Consider the following 22,645-nt stretch of genomic DNA (forward strand, 5'->3'; position numbering starts at 1 on the left):
AAAAACCGGGACGGAACGAAATCCACCGCGGCACGTTTGTGGGGCAGCGAGGTGCGTCATGAAAGAAGCGGTGGAGCGGGTGATGAAGGCGTTCGCGCAAAGGCACAAGGCGATGACGCCGGAGCAGGAGCGCAAGGTTCGCGACGAGGTGTCTGATTTCGTGGCAGAACTTCTGGAGAAGCGCGCGGCGCAGCTCACGAGATACGGCGATACGCGGCTGCGCGGAACAGAACCGCGAATTTGAGTTTCATTCGACGGAAGCTGCCCGGCAAAATTGCATGACCCGCCTCACCGAGGCGGGCTTTTTTTATGGGCGGATGGAACCCGCGGGTGGAACCGGAACAGATGGCGACCGTTTCCACCTCATAGTGTGGAGACCCGATCATGACAGCTCAAGAACATGTTCTCGACGCGGTCCTGCGGGCACAGGGCATCCTGGCCGACTATATCGAACCGGGCCCACGCGACTGCGCCCAAACGCTCAGCAGGCTTTTCGCGATCTTCGCTGACGACAAGCTGACCAACGCCGTCAGCATCATGAATCTGGAAGCGGTTCACGCGGCGATGACGTCGGTGGATACGCCTATGCGCTTACCCACCCCTCCTCCGCGTAATCAAACCAGCGGCTGAAGCGCTTGCCGTCCCATTCGTATTGCAGGTGCCGTTCCTGCACCGGGATGCCCGCGGCATCCGGCCAGAATGCGGCGATGCATGATCCGCCCTCGTCCCGCACGCTCGGATAGACAATGCCGTCGCTGCCGCCGTCGCGCAGCTTCAAGGCGAATGGCCGGCTGTGCGCGTAGCTCCCGCTGTCCAGGATCCGCCGCCTCAACTTGTCATCGAGCTTCGCCACATCATGCAGCGTTGCGTTGACATGGCCCAGCAGCACGCGCATGTCCTCGCGGCGCGGCGGATCGTTCGAATCCGCCGCGAAGCGCGCGAAGTGATAGCCGGTTTCCTTCACCGCGGTCTGCAATGTCCGCGCGGCGTAATAGACGCCGTAGCTGCCGTCCGAAAACCGCGAGCCGTTGCGGTTCACATGGGTGAACGGCGCCATCACCCACGATGCATTCGGCCCGGCCACGCGCCGCTCCGGCGGCACCAGCGCGATCTCGCCCGTCTCATCGCGCACGCGCGGATTCGTCGCCTGTTCGAGTTCGATCAGCACATCCCATACGGCGGGATCATCCGAGACGCGCTCGAACAGCGCGATCGGCGGATAGCGCGAGGCGATGATGCGCCACGCTTCCCGCCAGCGCACACGCGTTGTGTCGGGTGCCTTTACAGTCACGACCACGGCGCGCGCGCGGCATCGACATAGGCGCGCACTGCGGCGAGATCCGTCACATCGCCGGCGGTCATGCGCGCCAGCGGCGTTTGCCCCGCGAAGGAGCGGTTCGGGCGCAGCACCCAGCCATCGGCCAGCACGGCATCGGAATAGACGATCTGCAACGCCTTCCAGATGCCGGCGACATAGCCGATCCGGCGCAGCGTATCGTCCGGCAGGCGCGCGGCCTTGCCGCTCTTCCATTGGAAAAACGTGCGCTCCGCGGGATTGCCGAGGATGCGCCGCGCGTCGGCATTGCCGACGCCCCAGCGGGCCATGATGCGGAAGAAACCTGCCAGCGCGAGGCCATGGCGACCTGAAGGAATAAGTTCCGATGCTGTCTGCGGTTTTGCAGGCATTAGCCTATCCTCTGCAATATTGCATAAGATAGGAACCTTGCCTGCAAGCGTCAATGGCCTTCGGGGCCTTGTAGCGGGCCGGAAACATAACTCTGGAGCGTGCTTGAACCCTAGCCCGGCAGCGTCGCGCTGTCAAGGATTTATTTCCTATGTTTCGATTGCCGGTGCGAACCGCTCCGGCTACCGGCCAGCAGCGCGCTTTCTTCAGCACAACCGGCGAAGCGGAGGCTGATCGCCTCCGCTATTGAGCAAAGTCAGTTTGATGCGACCTGGGGCTTGGTCACTTCCAGGCCGTTACAATCCCAATCCTTTGCATCGAGGTTCACCTTGATCCAGGCGGCCTCCTTGTGAATCCGCATCTCGGATACGAGCTTTCGCTTGTAGATGACGCGGACGAAAACAGCGTCTGCCGGTTTAGCCTTCGCGTCCGTCCTCGAAATATTGAAGGCGAGGAATGCCACGGGCGCGGAATCCACGCCGGACCCGCTCTTGTCGGAGATCGCGGCATAGCACCCGAACCTCAGATACTGCCGATCCTTGCCCTCGCCGTCCTTGTTGGCGGTGAACAGATCGGCCAAAGCCGATGACTCCACCTGCTTGTCGATGCCGGCAAAATTCCTGTCGGGCGTATTATCGACCACCTTGATCTTCTCGGCAGTCAGACCCTTCAGGCTTGCAACGTCGTCCGGCACGTTGACGGCCCCGTTCTTCGAAATGCGCGACAGATTGAGCACCAGCTTGTAGATGCTCGATTCGATTGCGCCGAACGTCGGCTGAATGTTGTCGACATCCTCTTGCTTGAGCCTGACGCTTGCCCGGATCAAATTCCAGAGAACCGGGCCGAGTTTTACGGCGTTGTCCGCATAGTCGTCACCCAGACATTCCAGGATCTTCCCTTTGGTCACCACCGATTGGCTCGCCAGATAGGTCAGCGCAAATGGAATATCCTCTGTTTCCGTGAAGCCGAGCGGTTTCAAGCTAGCCGCGATTTGCCCGCAAGTTGTTGCGATCTTGTCGGCGGGAATTTTCTCAGGCGCCGACTTCAACTGGTCCCGAAATCCCTTCTGAAGCGAGGCCGGTTTGGCCAAGACGATCGATGCGATATTCTCGACCGTTATTGTTGCCCTGCTGTATTTTGTCTCGACGGTGTAAGTCCCCGTTCTCATCTTGATTCCCTCGCCAAAACTTCGCGTCTTGTCGAATGTCTTGACGATCGATTTGATCGGCTCTTCGGTCTGCGGAAACGCCGTTATCTGCTTGCCGACGTCGGGCGTAAGAAGCGTGGGTTGAAAGACCGACGCCAGAATGGGGATCAGCTTGGCAACCTGATATCCGATCTGGCTCAGAAAGCCGGGGGTGTGAGTTGATGAGTACACGGCGACCGGCGTCATGTAGACCGGCGTCGACCCCTCAACCACAAAAGGCTCAGGGCATGACCGCATGCCGTAGTAACGCTCCTCGCCCTTGAACGAGTACAAGTGAGCCATGCGAAGAAGCGCCGACGGCATCTTGATCTTGCCGGCGGCGCTTGGGTCGGGATCCGCGGCATCATTGCTGAATGCAACAAAGTGTGCCGTCGTTTCTTCCTTGTGTATGAGAGGATCCCAGAACGACTCTTCCGGCAACGGCTGGTTTGTCGCCTTGCAGGACACCGAAATCTTGTAGAGTTTTTGCGCGTCCAGCGGCGCACGCGCCGATGGCGGCTCGACGATCTTGATGTCGAGCTGCGAGCTTCTGCTCCCTGGAGAGGTTGTAATATCACGAGCTTGCGAAACGTGACTGACAGCCAAAACGCCAAGCAGACCTACTGCAAATGCCTTCATGAAAAGCCCCCGTTTAAAATAAAGGCAGGCTAAGCATCTTCCGCGGCACACGCAATGCTTGTGTATTCAAAAATTTTCACGTGCGGCCGTCGGCGAGCGGAAGCTTCAGGTCCGCTAGACCGGCGGCATCCCGGCAGCGGCGCAGATACCCACGGCAATCCGTTGCCGGATTCGCGCGTCGCAATAGCTGTTGCAGATGGCCCCGTTGAGCCGGGTGCATTTTGCCATGCATGCCTGATAGGTGCAGGTCACGCCCACGGGCTGGGCGGCAGCCGCCATCCCCGGCAGCGATGTTGCGCTTGCGATCAGATGAACGATCAGCCAGGCGGCGTTCAGCATGCACTGCTCCGTTCTGCGGAGTGCAGCACGAGCTGGCGTCCCGTGCAATGCGGCGCGCCGCGCGAACGGCCGAATCCCGCCCTATTCCGCCATCTCGGCGGGGGCCTGTTGCGGCCCGGCCAGCGGACGTTCTTCCATCAGCATCACTAGCGTCGCGGCGGTCGTCAGCAGAACAGCGGCGGCGGCGAACACATAACGGAACGCGACGATCATGTCGCTCGCGGCGATCGCATGCTTCGAACCGATCTGATGCTCGGCGCCGATGGTGAGATTGCCGCCGAGCACCATCAGCAGGATCGCGGTGAACACGGCGACGGTGAACGACGCCATCAGCGAGCGGAAGAAATTCATAGCGCCGGTCGCCGTGCCGACCTGCATGCGCGGCACGGCATTTTGAATCGAGACCACGCTGACCGGAAACACCGTGCCGAGACCGACCGCCATGAACGACAGCGCCGCGAGCAGTTGCCACAGCGGCAGCGGTGTCGCCACTGCGAGCGCGGCCGCGGCACAGGCCGCGACGGTTACACCACCGATCGCCGCGCGCTTGTAGTGTTTGGTGAACATCATCGCGCGGCCCGCCGCCCATGCGCCAAGCACGGAGACTGCGACCAGCGGGATCAGCGCGATCCCCGCTTCACTCGCGGAAAGGCCGTAAACCACTTCATAGTAAAGCGGCATATGCACCGTGAGGCCGATCATGGTGCCGATGGCGCAGCCGCCCGCGGCCATCGCGAACGGCACCACCGATCCGGACAGCAATGGAATCGGCAGGAACGGTTCGCTGGTGCGCTTCGCATGCCAGACGAAAGCGACGCCCAGAAACAGCGCGGAGCCGATCATCGCTAGGATCGCGGGCGACGCCCATGCGAAGCGGTTGCCGCCCCAGGTCAGCACCAGCATCACGATCACCGCGGACGCCATCAGCAGCACGCCGCCGAGCCAGTCGACCTTACGCCTGCGGTGGAACACCGGAATCTTTTTCATCTTCGGCAGCAGCAGCGCCAGCGACAGCGCGCCGAGCGGCAGGTTGATCCAGAAGATCACCGACCAGTGCAGATGTTCGGCGAACAATCCGCCAAGGACCGGACCGCCGATGCCGGCTGCGACCCACACCGACGAGAAATAGGCCTGATACTGGCCGCGTTCGCGCGGTGTCACCACGTCGGAGATCACGGTCTGCACCAATGGCAGGATGCCGCCGCCGCCGACGCCCTGAAGGGCGCGCGCGAGAATCAGCGTCAGGATGTTCGGCGCGATCGCGCACAGCACCGAGCCGAGCAGGAACAGCGCCAGCGAGACGATAATCATCGCGCGGCGGCCATAGATATCGCTCAGCGTGCCGTAGACCGGCGCGACCGCGGTCCCCGACAACAGATACGCGGTGATGACCCAGGACAGATTGCTGACGTTGTGAAACTGCCGGCCGATGGTCGGCAATGCGGTCGCGACGATGGTTTGGTCGAGTGCGGTGAGGAACATCGTGAGCATCAGGCTCAGCAGGATGGTCCGTACTTCGCTCTTTGAGAGCGGCGGCGCCGGCACGATCGGCGGCGCCTCGGAGAGATCGATCACTTCGGTGGCGATGTTGGCAACGTCGTCCGGCGTGTCCAGCGCCTGCGCCTCATCGGCCGGGTTACCGGCCATGCCGCCGCGCTGTCGATGTGTCTCGGTCATGAGTCTGGACGTGGTCCGGGAAATTGTTCTGGAGAAGGATCAAGCCGCGAATGACCTGAACTCGAAATGTACGGGATGATGCCAGCTTTATCCTGTTTCGCAGGTCTTCATAACCGGCAAGGGCGCATGGGTGCATCGCGCGAAAGGACCATCACGCGGGCGTTATCCGTCGCCTGATATACCCTGGATAGATTACTTGGACGGCGGCCGCTGCTTCAGCCGCGCGCGCTTCGGAATCACGCCGGGCCACTGCACGATGTGATCCTCAAGGTCGGCTTCCTCGACCTCGTCCTCGGTGCCCCAGACCCTGCCCTGCACCGAGACGCCCGCTTCGTGGACGGTGTTGGGATCGCCGGAAATCAGCGGGTGCCACCAGTACAGATCGCGGCCCTCGGCCACGAGCTTGTAGGCGCAACTCGGCGGCAGCCAGTTCAACGTCCGGACGTTCTCCGGTGTCAGCCGCACGCAATCGGACACCTTGGCTGACCGGTTCGGATAGTCCTTGCAGGCACACAGCCCGGCATCCAGCAGCGCGCAGGAAATGTGGGTGAAGTAGATCTTGCCCGTATCCTCGTCTTCCAGCTTTTCCAGGCAGCAGCGCGCGCAGCCATCGCACAGGCTTTCCCATTCGCTGCCGGACATCTCCTCCAACGTCTTGGTTTTCCAGAAAAATTCGCTTTGGGTCGAGGGCGGCCGAGGCCGGGCTGTCATGGCTTTGAACCTGTTCGGATCTTAAAACGTCCTTACGCTATATGATGCTTCTATGAGCCTTGGCGGCGGCTGCGCAAGCGGCAAGGTGAAGGGCCGTGTTCCCCGCTCTGAAAAGCGTGGGCAGCGATCACCCTCATCATCAAAAATCCAACGCGGCCATTGGTTTATGGTTCACTGTCGGCTAGAAGATTGCGGATTCCCGCTGGCAAAATCGGCTCTCCGGTCGCCTTGGGGATGCCGCAAATTGATCAGCATCGTTTAACCAGCGCTTTCTCAAGGCGAATCTTTCGCCGTGTAATTTTCAAGGGTTCCGGTGCGCCAGATCGTACCCAGCGAGTGGAAAAAGCGGTTCCGGCATTTCCTGCTGGACCTCGACGCGCGGATCGATTCGACGCTGTTCTCGTCGGCCGTGGGCTTGCGCGAGCTGTGGGAGCGCTATTCCACCTTCATGGATCGCTTCTATGTCGGCCGCTGGAAGCGCTGGGTTTTCGTCGAGCCGATTTCCGAGGGTGCAACCATCGGTCTTGCCGGCCTTGTTCTGATGCTGGCGCTGGCCATTCCCGCCTTTCGCGAGACCGCGGACGACGACTGGCTGAAGAAATCCGATCTCGCCGTGACGTTCCTCGATCGCTACGGCAATCCGATCGGCAGCCGCGGCATCAAGCACAACGATTCGATTCCGCTCGAGGAATTTCCCGACAACCTCATCAAGGCGACGCTGGCCACCGAGGACCGCCGCTTCTACGATCACTTCGGGATCGACGTTGCCGGCACCGCGCGCGCGCTGATGACCAACGCGCAGGCGGGCGGCGTCCGGCAAGGCGGTTCATCGATCTCGCAGCAGCTTGCGAAGAACCTGTTCCTCAACAACGAGCGCACCATCGAGCGCAAGGTCAAGGAAGCCTTCCTCGCCATCTGGCTGGAAACGCGGCTGACCAAGAACGAAATCCTGAAACTCTATCTCGACCGCGCCTATATGGGCGGCGGCACCTTCGGCGTCGACGGCGCGGCGCACTTCTATTTCAACAAGTCCGCGCGCGATGTGAACCTGGCGGAAGCCGCGATGCTCGCCGGCCTGTTCAAGGCGCCGACCAAATACGCGCCGCACATCAACCTGCCCGCGGCGCGCGCCCGCGCCAACGTCGTGCTCGACAATCTGGTGGACGCGGGCTTCATGACCGAGGGCCAGGTGTTCGGTGCTCGCCGCAATCCCGCCACCGCCGTCGACCGGCGTGACGAGAACTCGCCCAACTATTATCTCGACTATGCCTTCGACGAGATGCGCAAGCTCGTCCTGACGTTCCCGAAGTCTTATATCGAGCGCGTCTTCGTGGTTCGCACCGCCATCGACATGAACGTGCAGCACGCCGCGGAATCCACCGTGGAAAACCAGCTGCGCCAGTTCGGCCGCGACTATCACGCGACCCAGGCCGCTGTGGTTCTCGCCGATCTCGACGGCGGCGTGCGCGCCATGGTCGGCGGCCGCGACTACGGCGCAAGTCAGTTCAATCGCGCGGTCGATGCGATGCGCCAGCCCGGCTCCTCGTTCAAGCCTTACGTCTACGCCACCGCGCTGATGAACGGCTTCACGCCGAAATCCATCGTGGTGGACGGCCCGGTTTGTATCGGCAACTGGTGCCCGCAGAACTACGGACGTTCGTATTCGGGTTCGGTGACGCTGACGCAGGCGATCACGCGCTCCATCAACGTCGTGCCCGTCAAGCTGTCGATCGCGATGGGCAAAGGCAATCCCAATCCGGCCAAGGCGGGCCGTGTGAAGATCGTCGAGACCGCGCGCAAGATGGGCATCACGGCTCCTCTGGTGGACACGCCGTCATTGCCGATCGGTTCAACCGAAGTGAGCGTCGTCGAACACGCGGTCGCTTACGCCACGTTCCCGAACAAGGGGCGCGCGGTGAAGCCGCATGCCGTGCTCGAAGTCCGGACCGGCGCAGGCGATCTGGTCTGGCGCTGGGACCGTGACGGCAAGAAGCCTACGCAGGCCATCCCTGTCTCGGTGGCCGCCGACATGGCGGAAATGATGAGCCATGTGGTCGATGAAGGCACCGCGCGGCGCGCTCAGCTCGACGGCATTCCCGCGGCGGGCAAAACCGGCACCACCAATGCATTCAGGGACGCCTGGTTCGTCGGCTACACCGGCAACTTCACGATGGCCGTCTGGTACGGCAACGACGACTATTCGTCCACCAACCGCATGACCGGCGGCTCGTTGCCCGCGCAGACATGGCACGACATCATGGTCGTCGCGCATCAGGGCGTCGAGATCAAGGACATCCCCGGCTTCGGCGCCGGCAAGAAGCGGCCCGACGCAGTTGCCTCGGCAAATGCGAACGCAAAAGCTCCCGAGGTCAATCCCGGCCCGCCTCCAATTCTGACCCGGCGCGGTGCGAATATCCTGGTGCGCGTCGAGAAGCTGTTCGATGACGCCGCAAAGACCATCGCCGTGCCTGGCAAGACGTCCTCGAATGACAACGGCAAGCCGGCGCCGGCCTCCAGCGTGGCTTTCCCGGACAGCTTCGCATCGGCAATTTCCGATCAGCCCGCGGCGGCTCCACCGCCGCGCAAGAACTAACCGCGTCATGAGTGCGCTTCGATCGTGCGGCTGATCCTTATCACCCTTGTTACGCTGATTATCGCAACCATTGTCGGCCTCGGCGCCACATGGGTGACGGCGACGCGCGGCGTCAACGTCGGCACCATCACGATCGGTGCGTGGACCGCCCGGCCCCGGACCGGGACCAGCAGCATCGACCCCTACTCGCGCGCCTCCGTCGCGCGCAGCGGCGAACTGCCGGTCGGCACCGGTGACGGCGTGATGTTCACCGCGAACAGGGATGATTCAGGCCGCGCGCTCGATGGCCGATGCGACGTGGTCGTGAAAGGCGTGACACCCGCGGCACGTTTCTGGACCATGACGATCTATGACACCAAGGGCCAGCTCGTCGCCAATTCGCTCCAGCGTTACGGCTTCACCAGCCAGGAAATCGTGCGCGGTTCGGACGGCAGCTTCGAGGTGCGGGCGACATCGCGCTCGCGCGCCGGCAACTGGCTGCCGACCGGCGGCCTTGACCGGTACATGCTGGTGCTGCGGCTCTACGATACGCCGGTCGGCGTCGGAACGCGCACGCAAAAGGACGCGCCGATGCCATCGATCAGCACGGTGGGCTGCCCATGATCCGCTGGCTGTTCGCAATTCTCGGCGGCGCGCTATTGGGCGGCGTGGTTCATCTCGTCAGCGTGCTGGTGCTTCCGCGCGTCGCGACGCTCGATGCTTACTCGCGCCTCGCACCGATCACGAAACTGAATGCTGTCACGGCGCTGCCGGCGGCCGCGCCGAACAGCGCGCCGATGCCCTTCATGGACCCGGCCTTCGCCAGCGCCGCCTGCCGCTATGATCTTTCCAGCGGGCCGCTCAAGCTGACCGTGCCGGTAAGTCAGGCCTACACGTCGGTGTCGTTCTACACGCGTAACGACGTCGCCTACTACGCGATCAACGACCGCTCCGCGGGGCGGCGCGTGATCGAACTCGACCTGATGACCGCGGCACAGCATGCGGAATTGCCGGAAGACGAGGAAGTCACCGCGGCGGACCGGCTGATTATCGACTCGCCGACCGCAACCGGCCTGATCGTGCTAAAGGCGCTCGCGGCGGAGCCCGGCCTGATGCCACAGGCGCAGGCGTCGCTGGCGGCCGCGAAATGCGGTCTGCAAACCGAACCACCGCAGGCCAAGCGGTAGAGCGCTTTTGCCTTAAGCTCCCGACACCACTCACTTCAGATGCGGCCAGATCTCCAGCGCACCGCGATAAACCATCTCGCCTGCGACATAGAGAATGACCGCGAGGCCGACATAAGCGATCCAGCGATGCTTCTGAAGCAGCTTCGCAATGAACGACGCGGCAACGCCCATCATCGCGATCGACAGAGCCAGACCGAAAATCAGCACCATGGGGTGCTCGCGCGCCGCACCGGCCACCGCGAGCACATTGTCGAGCGACATCGATACGTCGGCGACAACGATCTGCCATGTGGCCTGGGCCAGGGTCTTGGTCGGGGCACCTTCGGCTGCGTCTTCGGACGTCGCGGCATGTTGTTCATGTCCGGCTTTCAGCTCACGCCACATCTTCCAGCAGACCCAGAGCAGCAAGATGCCGCCCGCGAGCAGCAGACCAACAATCGCCAGGAGCTGGGTTGTGAGGGTTGCGAAGACAATTCGCAGAAGTGTGGCGGCGCCAACGCCGATTAAAATCGCCTTGTTGCGCTGCTCTTTCGGCAGGCCCGCGGCGGCAAGGCCGATAACGATCGCATTGTCCCCTGCCAGAACGAGGTCAATGAGAATAACTTGGACAAATGCAGTGAGAGCTTCTGAAGTGAGGAGTTCAAACATGAGCCGGGCTTCCCTATTTTGCGGAAGAGCGGCCCCTGTCACAGGCGAATACGACACGTCACCACAGGCATCGCGCACCGACTTGTCATCGGTAAACACGCTGCCGGACAACTGCCGCATATTCTAAAGGGCCACTCCAGTTGAATTCCAGTCCGACATCGCAGCCTCACAGCTGCCAGAGGGGCCCGGCCTGGTCGTCTATGTCTACGTGTCTCCTATTGCGTGTCAGTTCGGCGTTCGAACAGATGCTCGAACAGTTGTGCGACCTGCTCCGGCTCACCCAGCACTGATGCTGCGCAGCCGGTGATGACAAGGCCGCCGGCGATGTCCCAGAGATTCAAATTCTCCGTGTTTTTTCCGGTCTTGACCGAGAGCGCTGCGATAGCGGCGAGCGCTGCCGCCGCGAAAAACAACACGCTGAGCGCGGGAAGGACCAGACGCGGTTCCAGCGTATAGGCGATGAAAAACGCTGGCACTGCTACGGCGAAACTGAGCGCGATCAGAGTTCCAAAGTTTCTGCCGAACAGAAACAGCCTGGCCATTGGGGAACCTGTCATTCCATCCCCCATTCTCATCTCACGGCAAATCCCGATCCTTCAAAAAAAAGCAAACAACCGATTGCAGACGGACTCAACGCGGCGTTCCGCCGCGTGTCGGAACGCCGCGTGTCCGAAGGTCGCAGAGATTTGCGATTCTGATTTATCCGCCGACGCGCAGCGCACGTCCGACAACAGGCGTTGCCTTGATCCACATCTCGGATGCGCGCTGAGATAACTGGACGATCACACGATCGGCATCCGCCGCCATGGCGTCAGGTGCGTGAATCACCAGCCGGTCGAGCGCCCACCGATACGACGCCACACGCTGTTGCAGGCATTGCTGCACCCATTGCACGACCAGGACGTTCTCACGCATGCGCGCCTGCGCGTCGTCGTATTCGCGCGGCGAAAGCTCGGAGACGATACCGAGCGCCTTGTTGCGCTTGATGTCGAGATCGTTGACCTTCACGGCGACGGGAATGAACTGATCAAGCATCACGCCGTCGTTGCGCACATCCTCGATCAATCCCGCGTAGGCCGCGGTCTGCGACCGGTGCGGCTCGTCGATCATGCGCCGTCCATAGAGCGTCCGGTCGAAGACCGCCTTTTGGCTCCATGGCGCCGGAATCTTTTTGTAGTCGCCGAACACCGCTTTCCATGCCGGATGCGAATGCGGCGGCTCGATGAAGTAATAGGCGAGATCGCGCAGCGAGCGTTCCAGATCGGTCAACTGGAATTGCGACGGCTGCCCGCCCAGACTTGTGGTGGCTTCAGTGCCGACCCAGCTGTGCATGTCTTCGTGATAAAATGTCGAGCGGGTGCGGCCGAAATCGTCGCTCGGGCAAGCGAGGCTCGCAACGAATGGCAAAAGATAGAGCGGATTACACATCGCGGCCCGGTGTGAAAGCGTTGCCGATCCGGCGTGTCTTTCGCCGGAGAACCTGACTCGTCAGGAACGTGCCCTGCGCCTGCGGCGGCGTCCCGGAGCCGTTCCCTCCCCCGGACCGATTCCATCGCTGGTTTCAGCGTAGCGCTCGATCCGGATGGCGGGGAGAATCAGGATCGTTGCCGTTCCCTCGCGCGGGACCATGTTCATGTCCGGCCCGGCGCGGCGCGCCGCTGTATCCGCCGGAAATTCAACAATGATGCCCATCTCGATCTCTCCTGACCGCCCTGCTTCCTGCGCCGGCGGCACACGGCCATTAAGAGTGGTCATGGTTAATGGGTTGTTAACAGGCGCCCGATAACGTCGGGCCGAGATTTAAACCCGCGTATCCGGCATGACGACACTTCCGATGTTTCACGGCTTCGATGGCCTGATGACACTGTCCCGGCGTGAGGGCGTCGACATACGCCCGACGCTGCTTCGCGTGCTGACAGATCTCTATGTCCAGACCAGCGACCACACCCTCGACGAAGAACGCCAATTCGCCGAACTGGCAACGCGCCTGATCGACGAGGTCGATGATGCCACCCGCGCCGCCGTGCGCGCGCGCCTTGCGATCTACCCGAACACGCCGCGCGAAATCGCCTGGAAGCTGCAACTGAGGCACACAACGGACAGCCTGCCCGTCTTGCGGGACGACGAGCACATTCTCGACGACACGCCTGAGGCCGACCCCGCGGCGGATTTCGAGATCGTCTCGGAAGCCGAAGCGCCTCTCGCTCCCGTCATGCCCGCGCCGACCATGTCGATGCAGCCGGACGATGCCGCGAAACTGATCGAGATGTTTCTGGCCGCCGACAAAAGCCACCGTGCCCAGATGCTGTACGGCCTGACCGATATGCCGCTGAAGCCATCCACGCCGGTCGATCCGCGCCGCGCCGTGCGCGCGGTGACGGCGCTGGAGCAGGCCGCGCTGGCGGCCGATTCGGCTGGCTTCGCCGCCGAACTTGCCGACGCCCTGATCCTGACGTCGCGCGTTGCGGCCCAGATCGTCAACGAACCGGGCGGCGAACCGCTCGCCTGCGCACTCAAGGCGCTCGGCATGCCGGGCGAATCGTATCAGCGCGTGCTGTTGTTCCTGAATCCGTCGCTCGGCGCGTCGGTGATGGATGTCTACCGGCTGGCGCGTCTCTACGAAGTCATCGAATTGCGGACCGCGCTGATCATGCTTGCGGCGTGGCGCGGCTCGGCACTCGCCGCGACGCGGGCAAAATATCGCCCTGCCCTTTACGACGACGAGCGCCAGCGTGTCCGTTCAACATCCACGCCATCTCGCCCCGCGGCCCAGCCCGGCACGCACGTCGCGGCGCGCAACACCTCGCGCGGCTAAACTTCAAGCCTTCGCGAGATCGAGGAAGTGGCGCCCTTCCCGGTCTTCGACTTCAACAATCCAGACATCCGGATCGAAACTGATTTCCTTCGCAAGACGCGCCTCGACAACCTGCTCGTCAACGGCTTGCGGCGGCGACTGGACGAAGGCGCGTTCCATGGGATGGCTGTCGTCGTAGACGGTTTGCGGCGCCGGAACGAACAGCATCGCCGTGCCGTCCATCAAGGCGATCTTGACGAACACCGCGCCCGCCTCTTCCGCGCCACGCCGCCGGACCGCGCCGAACATGCCGGCGCCCTGGCATCGCCGCAGATAACCCGCGACCCAGATGGATGATTTCAGGCGAGACATGAGGCAGGACCGATCGGGCGAATGAAACACAGAGAGGTGCTATCACAGCCGGAGCGCAGCCTGTCCATCCATTTAACAGAGGCCGCCTATTCGATCGGCCGCCCCGTCAGAACGGTCAGGTCGCGGATCAGGCGGTCGGACAACTGGCCCGTGACCGGCATCTTGCGATCCCGCTCGAACTTCTGGATCGCGGCCTGCGTGTCGGTGCCGACAACGCCGGTGGGCTTGAGCTGGCCATAGCCATACTCGGTCAGAGCACGCTGAACGGCGGCGATGCGCCGTGTCGACACGATCAGATCGCCAACCGGATCGCTCTTTGCCGCATGAACGGCGGCTGGAGGCCGCGGCGCGGCAGCTGTTGCAGCCTGTCTGGCTGGCGCGGGCATCGCCGTTTCCAGGGGCTTTTCGACAACACGCGCTTCGGCCTCGGGCGGACGAACACGCGGCAACGGCGCGGGAGCCGGAACCGCGACCGGCAATGACGAAACCGCGGCGGTGCTGAACATCGGCGATGGATGACGCCCGGCCTGCAGGAACATCGCATTGGTGACGATGGCGACGACGGCCGCGAGCGCTGCCGTTGCCGCCAATGTATCTTTCGGGCTGTGCAGCAGGACGCGCATGATCAGGCCTCGCTCAGGCTCCGCCTCGACCGCCGCAACTGCGGAGGCGCGGCGGCGGCGGCGTGGCTTCTCGTCATCTTCTGCGATCTGTCTAGGCACTTTTCTTCACCTGATAGTCTTGAGGTTCCGCGCGCGCGGGCGCGAGTTTTGCGATGTTGCTGGATTTCTCGGCCGCCGGCGTAAACACCATCGGCAACGCCACCGTGACGGTGGTGCCTTCGCCGATCTGGCTTTGCACGGTCATCTCGCCGCCATGCATCGCGACCAGGCTCTTGACGATGGAGAGCCCGAGTCCGGTGCCTTCGTGGCGGCGCTGATAGGTCTTCCCGGCCTGAAAGAACGGATCGCCGATCCGCTTGAGATCCTCGGCGCCGATTCCGACGCCGCTGTCGATCACCCGAACCAGCAGGCGCGCGCCTTCGATCCCGGCGGTGACGGTGACGGTGCCGCCGCGCTCGGAAAACTTGATCGCATTGGACAGCAGATTCAGGATCATCTGCTTGAATGCGCGCGGGTCTCCGGTAATTTCAGGCAAGTCGACAGGCGCGCGCGTCACGACATCGATGCCGTTTTCGCGCGCTTTCAGAACCATCAGGTTGCAGCAGCCGATCAAGGATTCACGCGGCGAGAACAGTTCGGGAAGAATCTCGAAGTTGCCGCTTTCCATCTTCGACATGTCGAGAATGCCGTTGACCACCGACAGAAGATGCAGGCCGGATTCATTGATGAGCCTGGCGTATTCCTGCCGCCGCGCGGCATCGATCATCATCTCGTTCTCGCGGACGATCATCTCCGAGAACCCGATAATGGCATTTAGCGGCGTGCGCAGTTCGTGACTCATGGTGGCAAGGAAGCGCGACTTGGATGCGCCCGCGCGTTCGGCTTCCATATGAGCATTCTCCAGCGCCTGCTCCTGGAGCTTGCGCTCGGTGACATCGCGCATCACCGCGACCACTTCGACGCCGGGATCGGCCAGCGACCGCGACGTCGCATCGATCGGCCGGCAGCGCATTTCGATCCAGATGAATTCGGCGGCCGACGTGCGGTCATGATCGGAGCCGCGCGCGGCATCCCGCTTGACGCGGAACTCGACGCTGCGTTCGTCGCCGCTGCGCGCGGCTTCCGAGAGAGCGGTCAGATAGGCCGGCCGGTCGGCCACATGAACCCGGTCGAACAGACCGTGTTCCTGAAGCAGCGCCGCCGGCGTGCCGAGCAGGGCTTCCGCCGCCGGCGAGATAAACCGGATTGCGCCGTTGCGGCTATGCCGGGAAATCACGTCGCTGATGTTGTGCGCGAGCAGCCGATAACGCTCCTCCTCGACCGTCAGCAATTTTCTGCTCATCTGCGCCAGCGATTCCGCGCTGAACGCGAGAGCCGATGCATAGATCGTCGCTGTGGCGATGCCGAGCGCCTCGAACAGCGAACCGTATGAAGCGGGCACTCTTGAAACCGGGAGAGCACCGAAAGCTTCGATCATGACGAGACCCAGCGCGCAGCCAAGCGCCAGCACGACGGCGATGACAACGGCACGCCGCGAAGCGGACAGCGCCGCATCGAGCGGAACGGCCACCAGCCAGATCGCCGCGAACGACGAAATTCCTCCGGTATTGATGCAGACCGCCATGACCACCGCCGCCAGCGCGGTGGATGACAGAATGTGCGCGCGCTCGTAATGACCTGTGCGCGACAGATAATAGGAGATGAGAATGGGCGCGATCAGCCATGCGAACACCATGACCTCGACTTCCTGCGGAGCGCCGCGAACCGCAAGATAAAGCGGAAGCGATGCAAGCGCCGCAAGGCCGCCAAGCAGCCGCGGCCCGATGAAGGCACGGTGACGGGCTTTCGTCATCAGATCGCGCCGCGCCGATGGATGCAGCAGCGAGTCCAGATGATCGCGTATGATGCCGGACAATCTCACGTTGTTCTCACTGTTCGGCCGGTCGTCGTGTCGACTGCCGGGACGCCCCCGTTTTTCGTTTGGCCGATGGTGTCAGAGTGAACTTAAGCGAACGCTAAGGCGCGCATCGGATTGCAAGTTACGCCGGTCGATTGCGCTGTTTTCGCGGATAATCGGTGATTTCATCAACCCGAATGGTGAACGCGAAGTTTCCATGCCGCGCCGTTATGGTTTCGAAATCGTGCATGGCTGGAAGCCACAGCCGCATCGTTCGAAACGAAATCCCGCTCTTATCAATCGAAAATTTACGCCAAATCAAACCATTCAAATTTTAGACAGCGCACGAACCGGAGATTTATCCGCGTCTGATACGACACGGGATGATTGCGAGATCAATCGCAACGGGGCGGAGTACTTCATCGCGTGAAGCCACTCCGGTGAAAGCGACTAACGGGGTGTGAGATGTTTTTCCTCCTTCGCATGGCGTTCTGGCTGGGGCTGGTGCTTGTGCTGCTCCCGACCGACAAGACGCCCGATTCGGACAAGGGTCCGCAGATCGGCGCGTCGGAAGCTATTTCGGCAGCCACCGCGGCCATGTCCGACATGAGCCAGTTCTGCAATCGCCAGCCAGCGGCATGCACCGTGGGCGGACAGGCCGCCACGGTGATCGGCGAACGTGCGCAGTCCGGCGCCAAGAAGGTTTATCAGTTCATCACCGACAAGGCCGAGAAGAACGAAAAGAAAGCGCCTGACCCCGCCGACAAGGCCGGCAAGAAGGCGCCGGATCACACCGGCTCCATCGGCACGCCGGATGACCGTGACGTCAGCGAACCGGAAATCGCGGCGGCCGTTCATCAGACGTTGACTCAGGACGATCTTGCGATCGACTGGCAGCCGCCGGCCGGGGGAACGGCGGGTCCATAAGGCCGCCGATAACAAGCAATTCCGGGCCGAAAAAGGCCTGGAACTTATGGCTATCGATGCCCCGCGATCTCATATATGGCTCGGATGAGAGCTTGATATGGATATGCGGACCACCATGACCATCGACGAAATCAGGGACAATTTCGAACTGCTCGACGAGTGGGACGACCGCTACCGCTATGTCATCGAGCTTGGCCGCACGCTGGCCCCGATGTCCGATGCCGAGCATTCCGCCGAAAACAAGGTGCAGGGCTGCGCCAGTCAGGTCTGGCTGTCGCGCGATATCGACCGCGGCGGCGCCGAGCCCGTGCTGAACTTCAAGGGCGACAGCGACGCGCATATTGTGCGCGGGCTGATCGCGATCCTGCTGACCATCCAGTCCGGGAAAACACCGCAGGAAATCCTGGCCGCCGATCCGATCGCGATCTTCGACGAGTTCGGATTTCGCGAGCACCTGACGCCGCAGCGCTCCAACGGCCTGCGGGCCATGGTGGAGCGGATCAAGAACGACGCCCGCGAAACGCTGGCGTCGGCATCCTGAATTTTACGGCGTAAAGGCCGCATCATCCGCCAGCCACGTCCTGATCGATCCGCCGGTGCCGCGTGCATCGCTGCGTAATCCGTAATGACGCGCCAGCCGGTCGAGCGCCAGTTGCAGCACGACTTTGGCCGAACGTGACGGCCAGCCGCGCTCGCGCTCTACGTCTTCCAGACCGCGCAGAAAACAGCAGACATCGAGCAGAAGCCCCGAGAATTCGGGACCGCAGGCCTCCAGCGCCAGACGCACGCGCTGGCGCGACGCAACGATCAGATCCGTCATGTCGCTACCGCCACCGCCGCTGCCAGGCGTCCGGCCGATGCCGGTCCAGCTCGACGTCACACGCGGCGTCATGTGCCCGCGCGTGAAGTCCGCACGCAGGCGTTCGCCCGCGATGAACTGATCCGGCCCGATCATGGTGCGGCCATCGCGTCCCTTGCGGCGCGCCAGCCATGCCAGCGGGCTTTCGCTGTCGTTCACAACGACCTTTGTCAGGCCGGCTTCTGTCATGAGATCGCGCGTTGCGAGATCGAGATGCTGCGCGCGGAATGCGTCAACCGCGTCGCCGGCGATCTGCGTGGCCGGTTGCCGAATCTTGCCGGATGGGCGTCGGTCCTGTCGCTTCATTGTCCATCTCCACCGGCGGCCGCGCGGCAAATCAGCTCAAGTGTCGCGACACGGCAATCGAACCAGATGTCGTCGCGGCCATCTTCCACGGCCCGACAGGCATGGGCGACTGTGGTCCGGTCGCGCCCAAAGGCGTGTCCGATGATCTCGAAACTGAGCCCAAAGCCGACATGAGCGAGATACATCGCGATTTGCCGCGCGAAGGCCATGCGCCGCGAGCCGCGCGGGCCGGTTTCAAGAACGGCAGCATCGACGCCGAAATCGGACGCGACGCAGAGAGCAACCAGACGGCAGACCTCGTCGGGATGCGGTTCGGCAGTGATGGATTGCGGCGGGGAAAAAGCAGGAGCAGACGGCTGGACTTCAAGCATCGGAACCTCACTAGGAATTTATACCTATATCCTAGAGGCGATGCAACCGGCGGGGATGGCGATCCCCGAAAAAATATAGAGGCCGTCCCGGCTTGACACCGGACGCCTCCAATGTGGAATTATTCCTAGACTGGGGCAAGCCGTATTTTCGGGACTGTTATTTCCGGCGGCGGCGCTGCTGGCCGAGACCCATCTTCTTGGCAAGCTGGGACCGCGCCACTGCGTAGTTCGGGGCGACCATCGGATAATCGGCCGGAAGGCCCCATTTCTCGCGGTACTGTTCAGGGCTCATGTTGTACTGCGAACGCAAATGGCGCTTCAGGGACTTGAAGCGTTTTCCGTCTTCCAGGCACACGAGGTACTCCGACGTCATCGACTTCTTGACGGAAACGGCCGGCTTGGCCGACTCCGCCGCGGCTTCCGTGCCGCCGGTTGAGACCCGCACAAGGGCCGCGTGAATCTGACTGATGAGGGCTGGAATTTCAGCCGCGGTCGTCGCGTTGTTGCTGACATAGGCGGAAACGATCGACGCGGTCAGGTCGACGAATCCCTTCGGGTTGGTTTCGCTCATCGTGATGTCTTTCAAGGCGCAATCAAATTGCCGCCGAAAAGGGCGGCGGCCCAAGCAAACGTCCGCCGGGGCGACAGTTTCGGCGTCATCTATACTTGTAAGTATGTGAGAATTTCTGGCGGACTGACAAGCACAACAAAAATACCGGCGTGTATTTATTTACACTTGGAAGCTGCCCGTCCGGCTGAAAAACAGGCCCGTTGCCGGATCAGCCGCGCTGATCCAGATGCGCGCGCAGTTCATCGATCGACGCAAACCGCACCATGCCTTCAGGCATCTGCGCCTCGATCGATCCGTCGGAATACAGCGAATACGCCATCGAATCGACGACTCCCGACTTCACGATGGTGACCGACGAGGCATCCGCCCGCCGCGGCGGAAATCGTTCGCGGACAGGCTCGGGAGCGTCATGATCGGAGTCCGGCGATTGTGTGCTCCGGCTCATGCGAGGCAGTGACGAATCCTGCCGCCCCTTGTCGGATTCAGGCCGTGAGCTGGGCCAGGCGCTGTCGAATGCACCCCGCGCCTCCGGCTCGGGATCGCGGTGCCCGAAATCCTCCGCCACAGGCCCTTCAGCGCTGTCGTCCGGCAGCGGTGGTAGATCGCGCGGCGGCAGGTCGCGGGCCTTGTCGCGCCGGTGCGACGAAAACATGATGTTGCGCCGCTGGCGCGGTGGCGCTTCCGCGGGGGGCTCGAAGGACTCCGCGGCGGGTGCCGGATTGCGCGCACGGGTGACCGGATGCTCCGGCCATGGAGCCGGCTCGCTCAACGGCTCGCGGCCATGATCGTCCCGGGTATCGGCGGCGAAATCGTCCCGGTCCTGCGCCACATCTTGCGGCTGATCGCGGGTAAACAGCGTGTCTTCGCGGGCGGGCCTTGGAGGCATCGGACGCGGCGCCAACGGCGGTTCAGGCAGGGTTCGCGCGGGACGGATTGGAGGAGCGGAAGCCTCGGCCTCGGCAACAAGCTCGCGCGGCAATACGGCCGGAGCAGGCAGACCTGTTTCCAGACGGCGCGCGAGGCTCCTGAATTCCCGGCCGACGAAAGACAGCCCGATCAGGATCAGCCCGGTGCAGGACACCACGGCCCCCGCCAGGATCATCGTGTTGCCGAAACTGAATTCCTTGATCGGAATCCCGAAAACGACCGTCAGAAGGCCGATGCAGAGGACGACCGTTCCGCCGATCAATAGCGCAATCATTACAAGCTCCAAACCCGCGCCAGCGGACTCAACAGGGTGAGTTCCATAATAGTTTCAAGTAACCGCATTACCAATTGGTAATTGAGTGCTTTTGCCGAAAGGTGTCCCTGGTCAGGCGCCGTTCAGATTCAGAAGCCCAATCTGCCAGCATGCAAAAAGGCGCTCGGAGCGCGATTGTAATTTTACCCTGACCGCAATGTTGCATTGCAATTAGAGAAAATGCGCCACATTTGGCAATTACCTAAACACCGAACTGGGATACAAGGTTCCCGGAAAAGCCTGCCCGGAAGGCACGCGGGCACGGGAACGGCTGGGTTCATTAGCTGAGATGTCATCCATTACAACATCGGCCCTCGATACGCCGGCCGGGCGCTCGATCGAGCAGACATGTGACGATCTCGCGCTGGCCGTGCTGGCTGTCGTCACGGTCGTCGCGGGCCTGACCTTCCGCGACTACGGCCTCGGCTGGGACGACTACACCCACGCCGAATACGCCGATCTGCTGCTGAAGATGTTCGGCAGCGGCTTCACCGACACCAGCGCGCTGTCGTTCGCCAATCTCTACATGTATGGCGGCGGCTTCGACATGGCGGCCGCGCTGCTGCACAAGATCGTCCCGCTCGAACTGTTCGAAACGCGGCGGCTGCTCGGCGCCATCGTCGGCCTGATCGGCATCGGCGTGACATGGCGGCTGGCGCGGCGCGTCGGCGGGCCGGTGGCCGGTCTTGCGGCAATCGTCCTGCTTGCACTGTGTCCGACGTTCTACGGACACATGTTCATGAATCCGAAGGATGCGCCTTTCGCGGTGGCAATGGTGATCCTGATGCTCGGGCTGGTGAGGCTGGCGCAGGAATATCCCTCGCCAAAACCACACACGGTTCTGATCATCGGCCTCGGCGCAGGGCTGTCGATCGGTTGCCGTATCCTTGGCGGGCTGGCGCTGATCTACGCCGCGATCGGATTTCTGCCGATCTGGATTTCCGACATCCGCGCCCATGGCCTGCGCGAGGCCGCGCATCGGTTCGGTCATGTCGTTTATGTCCTGCTGCCCGGCGTGCTGCTGGGCTATCTGATGATGGGCCTCGTGTGGCCGTGGTCGATCATCAATCCCGCCAATCCGTTCCACGCGCTGACGTATTTCTCGCATTTCTTCGAGAAGCCATGGAAGGAACTGTTCAACGGCGCGATCGTCTCCGTGCCGGACATGCCGTGGTCGTATCTGCCGACGCTGTTCGCACTCCAGCTTCCGGAAGTCATGCTCGGCCTGCTCGGCGCGGGCATCGCCGGAACATTGGTTGCGCTGATGCGCTCGGACGTCGACACCCGGCGCAAGAGCATTCTGCTGATGCTGACAATGGCGGCGACGCTACCGCTCGTCATTGCGATGGTGAAGCGCCCCGCGCTTTACAACGGCATTCGGCATTTCATCTTCGTGATCCCGCCGATGGCCGTTCTCGCCGGCGTTGCCTTCGCAGCGATCATCGGATGGCTCAAGGAACGCAGCCGCCCCGCGCAGGCGGTGTTTGCCGCGATGTTTCTGCTGGGGCTGATGCTGCCGCTCAACGAAATGATCCGGCTGCATCCCTATCAGTACACCCACTTCAACCACATCGCCGGAACAGTCCGCGCCGCCGACGACCGCTACATGCTCGACTACTGGGGGCTTGCGCTCAAGCAGGCCTCCGAAGGGCTGCGGCAGGAGATCGAGGAGCGTCAGGAGCCCGCGCCCCGGAACCGCAAGTGGCGTGTCGCGGTGTGCGGTCCGCAGCGTCCGGCGCAGGTCGCACTCGGCCCCGGTTTCACCATCGGCTGGGACAGCCAGGCCGCAGACTTCGCCATGACGCTCGGCGAGTTCTACTGCAAGGGATTGAACGCGCCGGTGGTGGTCGAGATCAAGCGGGACGACGTGGTGTTCGCGCGGGTCTACGACATCCGTGGCAAGAGCATCGCCAGCCTGCTCACCATTCCGGCGCCCTGATCCCTCTCCGTTTCGGGTTCGCGGCATGGCGCCCCTGCGGGGCTCGCATGTTGCGATAGCGGTATCGCGGGACTAGGCTCCTCCCGGGCAAGATCAAAATAAA

27 protein-coding genes are annotated in these 22,645 nt (G+C 62.5%); 10 read left to right on the forward strand and 17 right to left on the reverse strand.

Translation table 11 applies throughout. From position 1 onward, the window contains the following. The first annotated feature begins 58 nt into the window (after window positions 1-58). Both AC1Q6J_RS09620 and AC1Q6J_RS09625 read left to right on the forward strand, forming a co-directional pair. Window positions 59-244 carry a hypothetical protein gene (locus AC1Q6J_RS09620; RefSeq protein ID WP_492279092.1) on the forward strand — a complete coding sequence of 62 codons (186 nt, stop codon included), beginning with the start codon at window positions 59-61 and terminating at the stop codon, window positions 242-244. 140 nt (window positions 245-384) lie between these two features. Beyond that, window positions 385-630, forward strand: coding sequence for a hypothetical protein (locus AC1Q6J_RS09625; protein WP_492279093.1), 246 nt, complete (start codon window positions 385-387; stop codon window positions 628-630). Here the strand turns inward: AC1Q6J_RS09625 and AC1Q6J_RS09630 are convergent. From AC1Q6J_RS09630 to AC1Q6J_RS09655, 6 genes are all read right to left on the reverse strand, one after another. Then, on the reverse strand, window positions 584-1,297 hold the full coding sequence (locus AC1Q6J_RS09630) for an RES family NAD+ phosphorylase (protein WP_492279094.1): 714 nt from the start codon (window positions 1,295-1,297) through the stop codon (window positions 584-586). The two genes, AC1Q6J_RS09625 and AC1Q6J_RS09630, sit on opposite strands and share 47 nt — an antisense overlap. Continuing rightward, a complete protein-coding gene (locus tag AC1Q6J_RS09635; RefSeq protein ID WP_492279095.1) occupies window positions 1,288-1,686 on the reverse strand; it encodes an antitoxin Xre/MbcA/ParS toxin-binding domain-containing protein in 399 nt (132 codons plus the stop codon). The genes AC1Q6J_RS09630 and AC1Q6J_RS09635 overlap by 10 nt, the downstream gene beginning before the upstream one ends. A gap of 254 nt (window positions 1,687-1,940) precedes the next feature. Next, on the reverse strand, window positions 1,941-3,509 hold the full coding sequence (locus tag AC1Q6J_RS09640; RefSeq protein WP_492279096.1) for a hypothetical protein: 1,569 nt from the start codon (window positions 3,507-3,509) through the stop codon (window positions 1,941-1,943). 114 nt (window positions 3,510-3,623) lie between these two features. Then, a complete protein-coding gene (locus AC1Q6J_RS09645) occupies window positions 3,624-3,848 on the reverse strand; it encodes a hypothetical protein (protein ID WP_492279097.1) in 225 nt (74 codons plus the stop codon). Between the two features lie 81 nt (window positions 3,849-3,929). Then, on the reverse strand, window positions 3,930-5,525 hold the full coding sequence (locus AC1Q6J_RS09650) for an MDR family MFS transporter (protein WP_492279098.1): 1,596 nt from the start codon (window positions 5,523-5,525) through the stop codon (window positions 3,930-3,932). Window positions 5,526-5,717: 192 nt separating this feature from the next. Continuing rightward, a complete protein-coding gene (locus tag AC1Q6J_RS09655; RefSeq protein WP_492279099.1) occupies window positions 5,718-6,236 on the reverse strand; it encodes a YcgN family cysteine cluster protein in 519 nt (172 codons plus the stop codon). A gap of 313 nt (window positions 6,237-6,549) precedes the next feature. On the opposite strand from AC1Q6J_RS09655, the gene AC1Q6J_RS09660 reads away from it, so the two are divergent. The 3 genes from AC1Q6J_RS09660 to AC1Q6J_RS09670 are packed head-to-tail and all read left to right on the forward strand — an operon-like array spanning window position 6,550 to window position 9,995. Continuing rightward, complete coding sequence (locus tag AC1Q6J_RS09660; RefSeq protein ID WP_492279100.1) at window positions 6,550-8,829, forward strand: transglycosylase domain-containing protein; 2,280 nt, start codon at window positions 6,550-6,552, stop codon at window positions 8,827-8,829. A 24-nt stretch (window positions 8,830-8,853) separates the two neighbouring features. Then, window positions 8,854-9,432 carry a DUF1214 domain-containing protein gene (locus AC1Q6J_RS09665; RefSeq protein WP_492279101.1) on the forward strand — a complete coding sequence of 193 codons (579 nt, stop codon included), beginning with the start codon at window positions 8,854-8,856 and terminating at the stop codon, window positions 9,430-9,432. Further along, window positions 9,429-9,995, forward strand: a complete 567-nt coding sequence (locus tag AC1Q6J_RS09670; protein WP_492279102.1) for a DUF1254 domain-containing protein — start codon at window positions 9,429-9,431, stop codon at window positions 9,993-9,995. Before AC1Q6J_RS09665 ends, AC1Q6J_RS09670 begins: the two co-directional genes overlap by 4 nt. A gap of 30 nt (window positions 9,996-10,025) precedes the next feature. Here AC1Q6J_RS09670 and AC1Q6J_RS09675 read toward each other — a convergent pair whose 3' ends face one another. From AC1Q6J_RS09675 to AC1Q6J_RS09690, 4 genes are all read right to left on the reverse strand, one after another. Next, window positions 10,026-10,643: a TerC family protein gene (locus tag AC1Q6J_RS09675; protein WP_492279103.1), complete on the reverse strand. Its 618-nt coding sequence runs from the start codon at window positions 10,641-10,643 to the stop codon at window positions 10,026-10,028. Between the two features lie 215 nt (window positions 10,644-10,858). Continuing rightward, window positions 10,859-11,200, reverse strand: a complete 342-nt coding sequence (locus AC1Q6J_RS09680; RefSeq protein WP_492279104.1) for a hypothetical protein — start codon at window positions 11,198-11,200, stop codon at window positions 10,859-10,861. A gap of 142 nt (window positions 11,201-11,342) precedes the next feature. After that, the gene (locus AC1Q6J_RS09685) at window positions 11,343-12,071 is read right to left on the reverse strand and encodes a hypothetical protein (protein ID WP_492279105.1); all 729 of its coding nucleotides are present in this window, start codon (window positions 12,069-12,071) and stop codon (window positions 11,343-11,345) included. Between the two features lie 60 nt (window positions 12,072-12,131). Next, entirely contained in the window at window positions 12,132-12,335 is a 204-nt protein-coding gene (locus tag AC1Q6J_RS09690; RefSeq protein ID WP_492279216.1) for a hypothetical protein, read from the reverse strand. 127 nt (window positions 12,336-12,462) lie between these two features. Between AC1Q6J_RS09690 and AC1Q6J_RS09695 the strand changes: the two genes are divergently transcribed. Further along, complete coding sequence (locus tag AC1Q6J_RS09695; protein WP_492279106.1) at window positions 12,463-13,458, forward strand: DUF2336 domain-containing protein; 996 nt, start codon at window positions 12,463-12,465, stop codon at window positions 13,456-13,458. 3 nt (window positions 13,459-13,461) lie between these two features. Here the strand turns inward: AC1Q6J_RS09695 and AC1Q6J_RS09700 are convergent, their stop codons facing one another. The 3 genes from AC1Q6J_RS09700 to AC1Q6J_RS09710 form a co-directional block, all read right to left on the reverse strand. Beyond that, window positions 13,462-13,809: a DUF1491 family protein gene (locus tag AC1Q6J_RS09700; protein WP_492279107.1), complete on the reverse strand. Its 348-nt coding sequence runs from the start codon at window positions 13,807-13,809 to the stop codon at window positions 13,462-13,464. An 86-nt stretch (window positions 13,810-13,895) separates the two neighbouring features. Continuing rightward, window positions 13,896-14,531, reverse strand: coding sequence for a peptidoglycan-binding domain-containing protein (locus tag AC1Q6J_RS09705; protein ID WP_492279108.1), 636 nt, complete (start codon window positions 14,529-14,531; stop codon window positions 13,896-13,898). After that, window positions 14,524-16,353, reverse strand: a complete 1,830-nt coding sequence (locus AC1Q6J_RS09710; RefSeq protein WP_492279109.1) for a PAS domain-containing sensor histidine kinase — start codon at window positions 16,351-16,353, stop codon at window positions 14,524-14,526. Before AC1Q6J_RS09710 ends, AC1Q6J_RS09705 begins: the two co-directional genes overlap by 8 nt. Before the next feature lie 193 nt (window positions 16,354-16,546). On the opposite strand from AC1Q6J_RS09710, the gene AC1Q6J_RS09715 reads away from it, so the two are divergent. From AC1Q6J_RS09715 to AC1Q6J_RS09725, 3 genes are all read left to right on the forward strand, one after another. Next, window positions 16,547-16,759, forward strand: coding sequence for a hypothetical protein (locus AC1Q6J_RS09715; protein WP_492279110.1), 213 nt, complete (start codon window positions 16,547-16,549; stop codon window positions 16,757-16,759). Between the two features lie 35 nt (window positions 16,760-16,794). Continuing rightward, window positions 16,795-17,256: a DUF5330 domain-containing protein gene (locus tag AC1Q6J_RS09720; RefSeq protein WP_492279111.1), complete on the forward strand. Its 462-nt coding sequence runs from the start codon at window positions 16,795-16,797 to the stop codon at window positions 17,254-17,256. Between the two features lie 115 nt (window positions 17,257-17,371). Beyond that, window positions 17,372-17,797, forward strand: a complete 426-nt coding sequence (locus tag AC1Q6J_RS09725; RefSeq protein WP_492279217.1) for a SufE family protein — start codon at window positions 17,372-17,374, stop codon at window positions 17,795-17,797. 3 nt (window positions 17,798-17,800) lie between these two features. Here the strand turns inward: AC1Q6J_RS09725 and AC1Q6J_RS09730 are convergent, their stop codons facing one another. The 4 genes from AC1Q6J_RS09730 to AC1Q6J_RS09745 form a co-directional block, all read right to left on the reverse strand. Then, window positions 17,801-18,421 (reverse strand): DUF6456 domain-containing protein, encoded by a 621-nt coding sequence (locus AC1Q6J_RS09730; protein WP_492279112.1) that lies wholly within the window; start codon window positions 18,419-18,421, stop codon window positions 17,801-17,803. Then, the gene (locus AC1Q6J_RS09735; RefSeq protein WP_492279113.1) at window positions 18,418-18,792 is read right to left on the reverse strand and encodes a helix-turn-helix domain-containing protein; all 375 of its coding nucleotides are present in this window, start codon (window positions 18,790-18,792) and stop codon (window positions 18,418-18,420) included. Before AC1Q6J_RS09735 ends, AC1Q6J_RS09730 begins: the two co-directional genes overlap by 4 nt. A 157-nt stretch (window positions 18,793-18,949) precedes the next feature. Beyond that, the gene (locus AC1Q6J_RS09740) at window positions 18,950-19,363 is read right to left on the reverse strand and encodes a Ros/MucR family transcriptional regulator (RefSeq protein WP_492279114.1); all 414 of its coding nucleotides are present in this window, start codon (window positions 19,361-19,363) and stop codon (window positions 18,950-18,952) included. A 208-nt stretch (window positions 19,364-19,571) separates the two neighbouring features. Further along, a complete protein-coding gene (locus AC1Q6J_RS09745; RefSeq protein WP_492279115.1) occupies window positions 19,572-20,564 on the reverse strand; it encodes a hypothetical protein in 993 nt (330 codons plus the stop codon). 328 nt (window positions 20,565-20,892) lie between these two features. On the opposite strand from AC1Q6J_RS09745, the gene AC1Q6J_RS09750 reads away from it, so the two are divergent. Further along, complete coding sequence (locus AC1Q6J_RS09750; protein ID WP_492279116.1) at window positions 20,893-22,542, forward strand: glycosyltransferase family 39 protein; 1,650 nt, start codon at window positions 20,893-20,895, stop codon at window positions 22,540-22,542. The last annotated feature ends 103 nt before the right edge of the window (window positions 22,543-22,645 follow it).

This window comes from Afipia sp. MLSD5-FHT05B12 (assembly GCF_058793355.1).

Bases quoted from the DNA above. Each gene is read 5' to 3' on its own strand.
- AC1Q6J_RS09715 (WP_492279110.1), top strand. From the start codon at position 16,547: ATGCCGCGCCGTTATGGTTTCGAAATCGTGCATGGCTGGAAGCCACAG.
- AC1Q6J_RS09620 (WP_492279092.1), top strand. From the start codon at position 59: ATGAAAGAAGCGGTGGAGCGGGTGATGAAGGCGTTCGCGCAAAGGCAC.
- AC1Q6J_RS09640 (WP_492279096.1), bottom strand. From the start codon at position 3,509: ATGAAGGCATTTGCAGTAGGTCTGCTTGGCGTTTTGGCTGTCAGTCAC.
- AC1Q6J_RS09690 (WP_492279216.1), bottom strand. From the start codon at position 12,335: ATGGGCATCATTGTTGAATTTCCGGCGGATACAGCGGCGCGCCGCGCC.
- AC1Q6J_RS09735 (WP_492279113.1), bottom strand. From the start codon at position 18,792: ATGCTTGAAGTCCAGCCGTCTGCTCCTGCTTTTTCCCCGCCGCAATCC.
- AC1Q6J_RS09750 (WP_492279116.1), top strand. From the start codon at position 20,893: ATGTCATCCATTACAACATCGGCCCTCGATACGCCGGCCGGGCGCTCG.
- AC1Q6J_RS09670 (WP_492279102.1), top strand. From the start codon at position 9,429: ATGATCCGCTGGCTGTTCGCAATTCTCGGCGGCGCGCTATTGGGCGGC.
- AC1Q6J_RS09740 (WP_492279114.1), bottom strand. From the start codon at position 19,363: ATGAGCGAAACCAACCCGAAGGGATTCGTCGACCTGACCGCGTCGATC.
- AC1Q6J_RS09655 (WP_492279099.1), bottom strand. From the start codon at position 6,236: ATGACAGCCCGGCCTCGGCCGCCCTCGACCCAAAGCGAATTTTTCTGG.
- AC1Q6J_RS09700 (WP_492279107.1), bottom strand. From the start codon at position 13,809: ATGTCTCGCCTGAAATCATCCATCTGGGTCGCGGGTTATCTGCGGCGA.
- AC1Q6J_RS09695 (WP_492279106.1), top strand. From the start codon at position 12,463: ATGACGACACTTCCGATGTTTCACGGCTTCGATGGCCTGATGACACTG.
- AC1Q6J_RS09725 (WP_492279217.1), top strand. From the start codon at position 17,372: ATGACCATCGACGAAATCAGGGACAATTTCGAACTGCTCGACGAGTGG.
- AC1Q6J_RS09685 (WP_492279105.1), bottom strand. From the start codon at position 12,071: ATGTGTAATCCGCTCTATCTTTTGCCATTCGTTGCGAGCCTCGCTTGC.
- AC1Q6J_RS09720 (WP_492279111.1), top strand. From the start codon at position 16,795: ATGTTTTTCCTCCTTCGCATGGCGTTCTGGCTGGGGCTGGTGCTTGTG.
- AC1Q6J_RS09635 (WP_492279095.1), bottom strand. From the start codon at position 1,686: ATGCCTGCAAAACCGCAGACAGCATCGGAACTTATTCCTTCAGGTCGC.
- AC1Q6J_RS09675 (WP_492279103.1), bottom strand. From the start codon at position 10,643: ATGTTTGAACTCCTCACTTCAGAAGCTCTCACTGCATTTGTCCAAGTT.
- AC1Q6J_RS09650 (WP_492279098.1), bottom strand. From the start codon at position 5,525: ATGACCGAGACACATCGACAGCGCGGCGGCATGGCCGGTAACCCGGCC.
- AC1Q6J_RS09625 (WP_492279093.1), top strand. From the start codon at position 385: ATGACAGCTCAAGAACATGTTCTCGACGCGGTCCTGCGGGCACAGGGC.
- AC1Q6J_RS09730 (WP_492279112.1), bottom strand. From the start codon at position 18,421: ATGAAGCGACAGGACCGACGCCCATCCGGCAAGATTCGGCAACCGGCC.
- AC1Q6J_RS09680 (WP_492279104.1), bottom strand. From the start codon at position 11,200: ATGACAGGTTCCCCAATGGCCAGGCTGTTTCTGTTCGGCAGAAACTTT.
- AC1Q6J_RS09745 (WP_492279115.1), bottom strand. From the start codon at position 20,564: ATGATTGCGCTATTGATCGGCGGAACGGTCGTCCTCTGCATCGGCCTT.
- AC1Q6J_RS09645 (WP_492279097.1), bottom strand. From the start codon at position 3,848: ATGCTGAACGCCGCCTGGCTGATCGTTCATCTGATCGCAAGCGCAACA.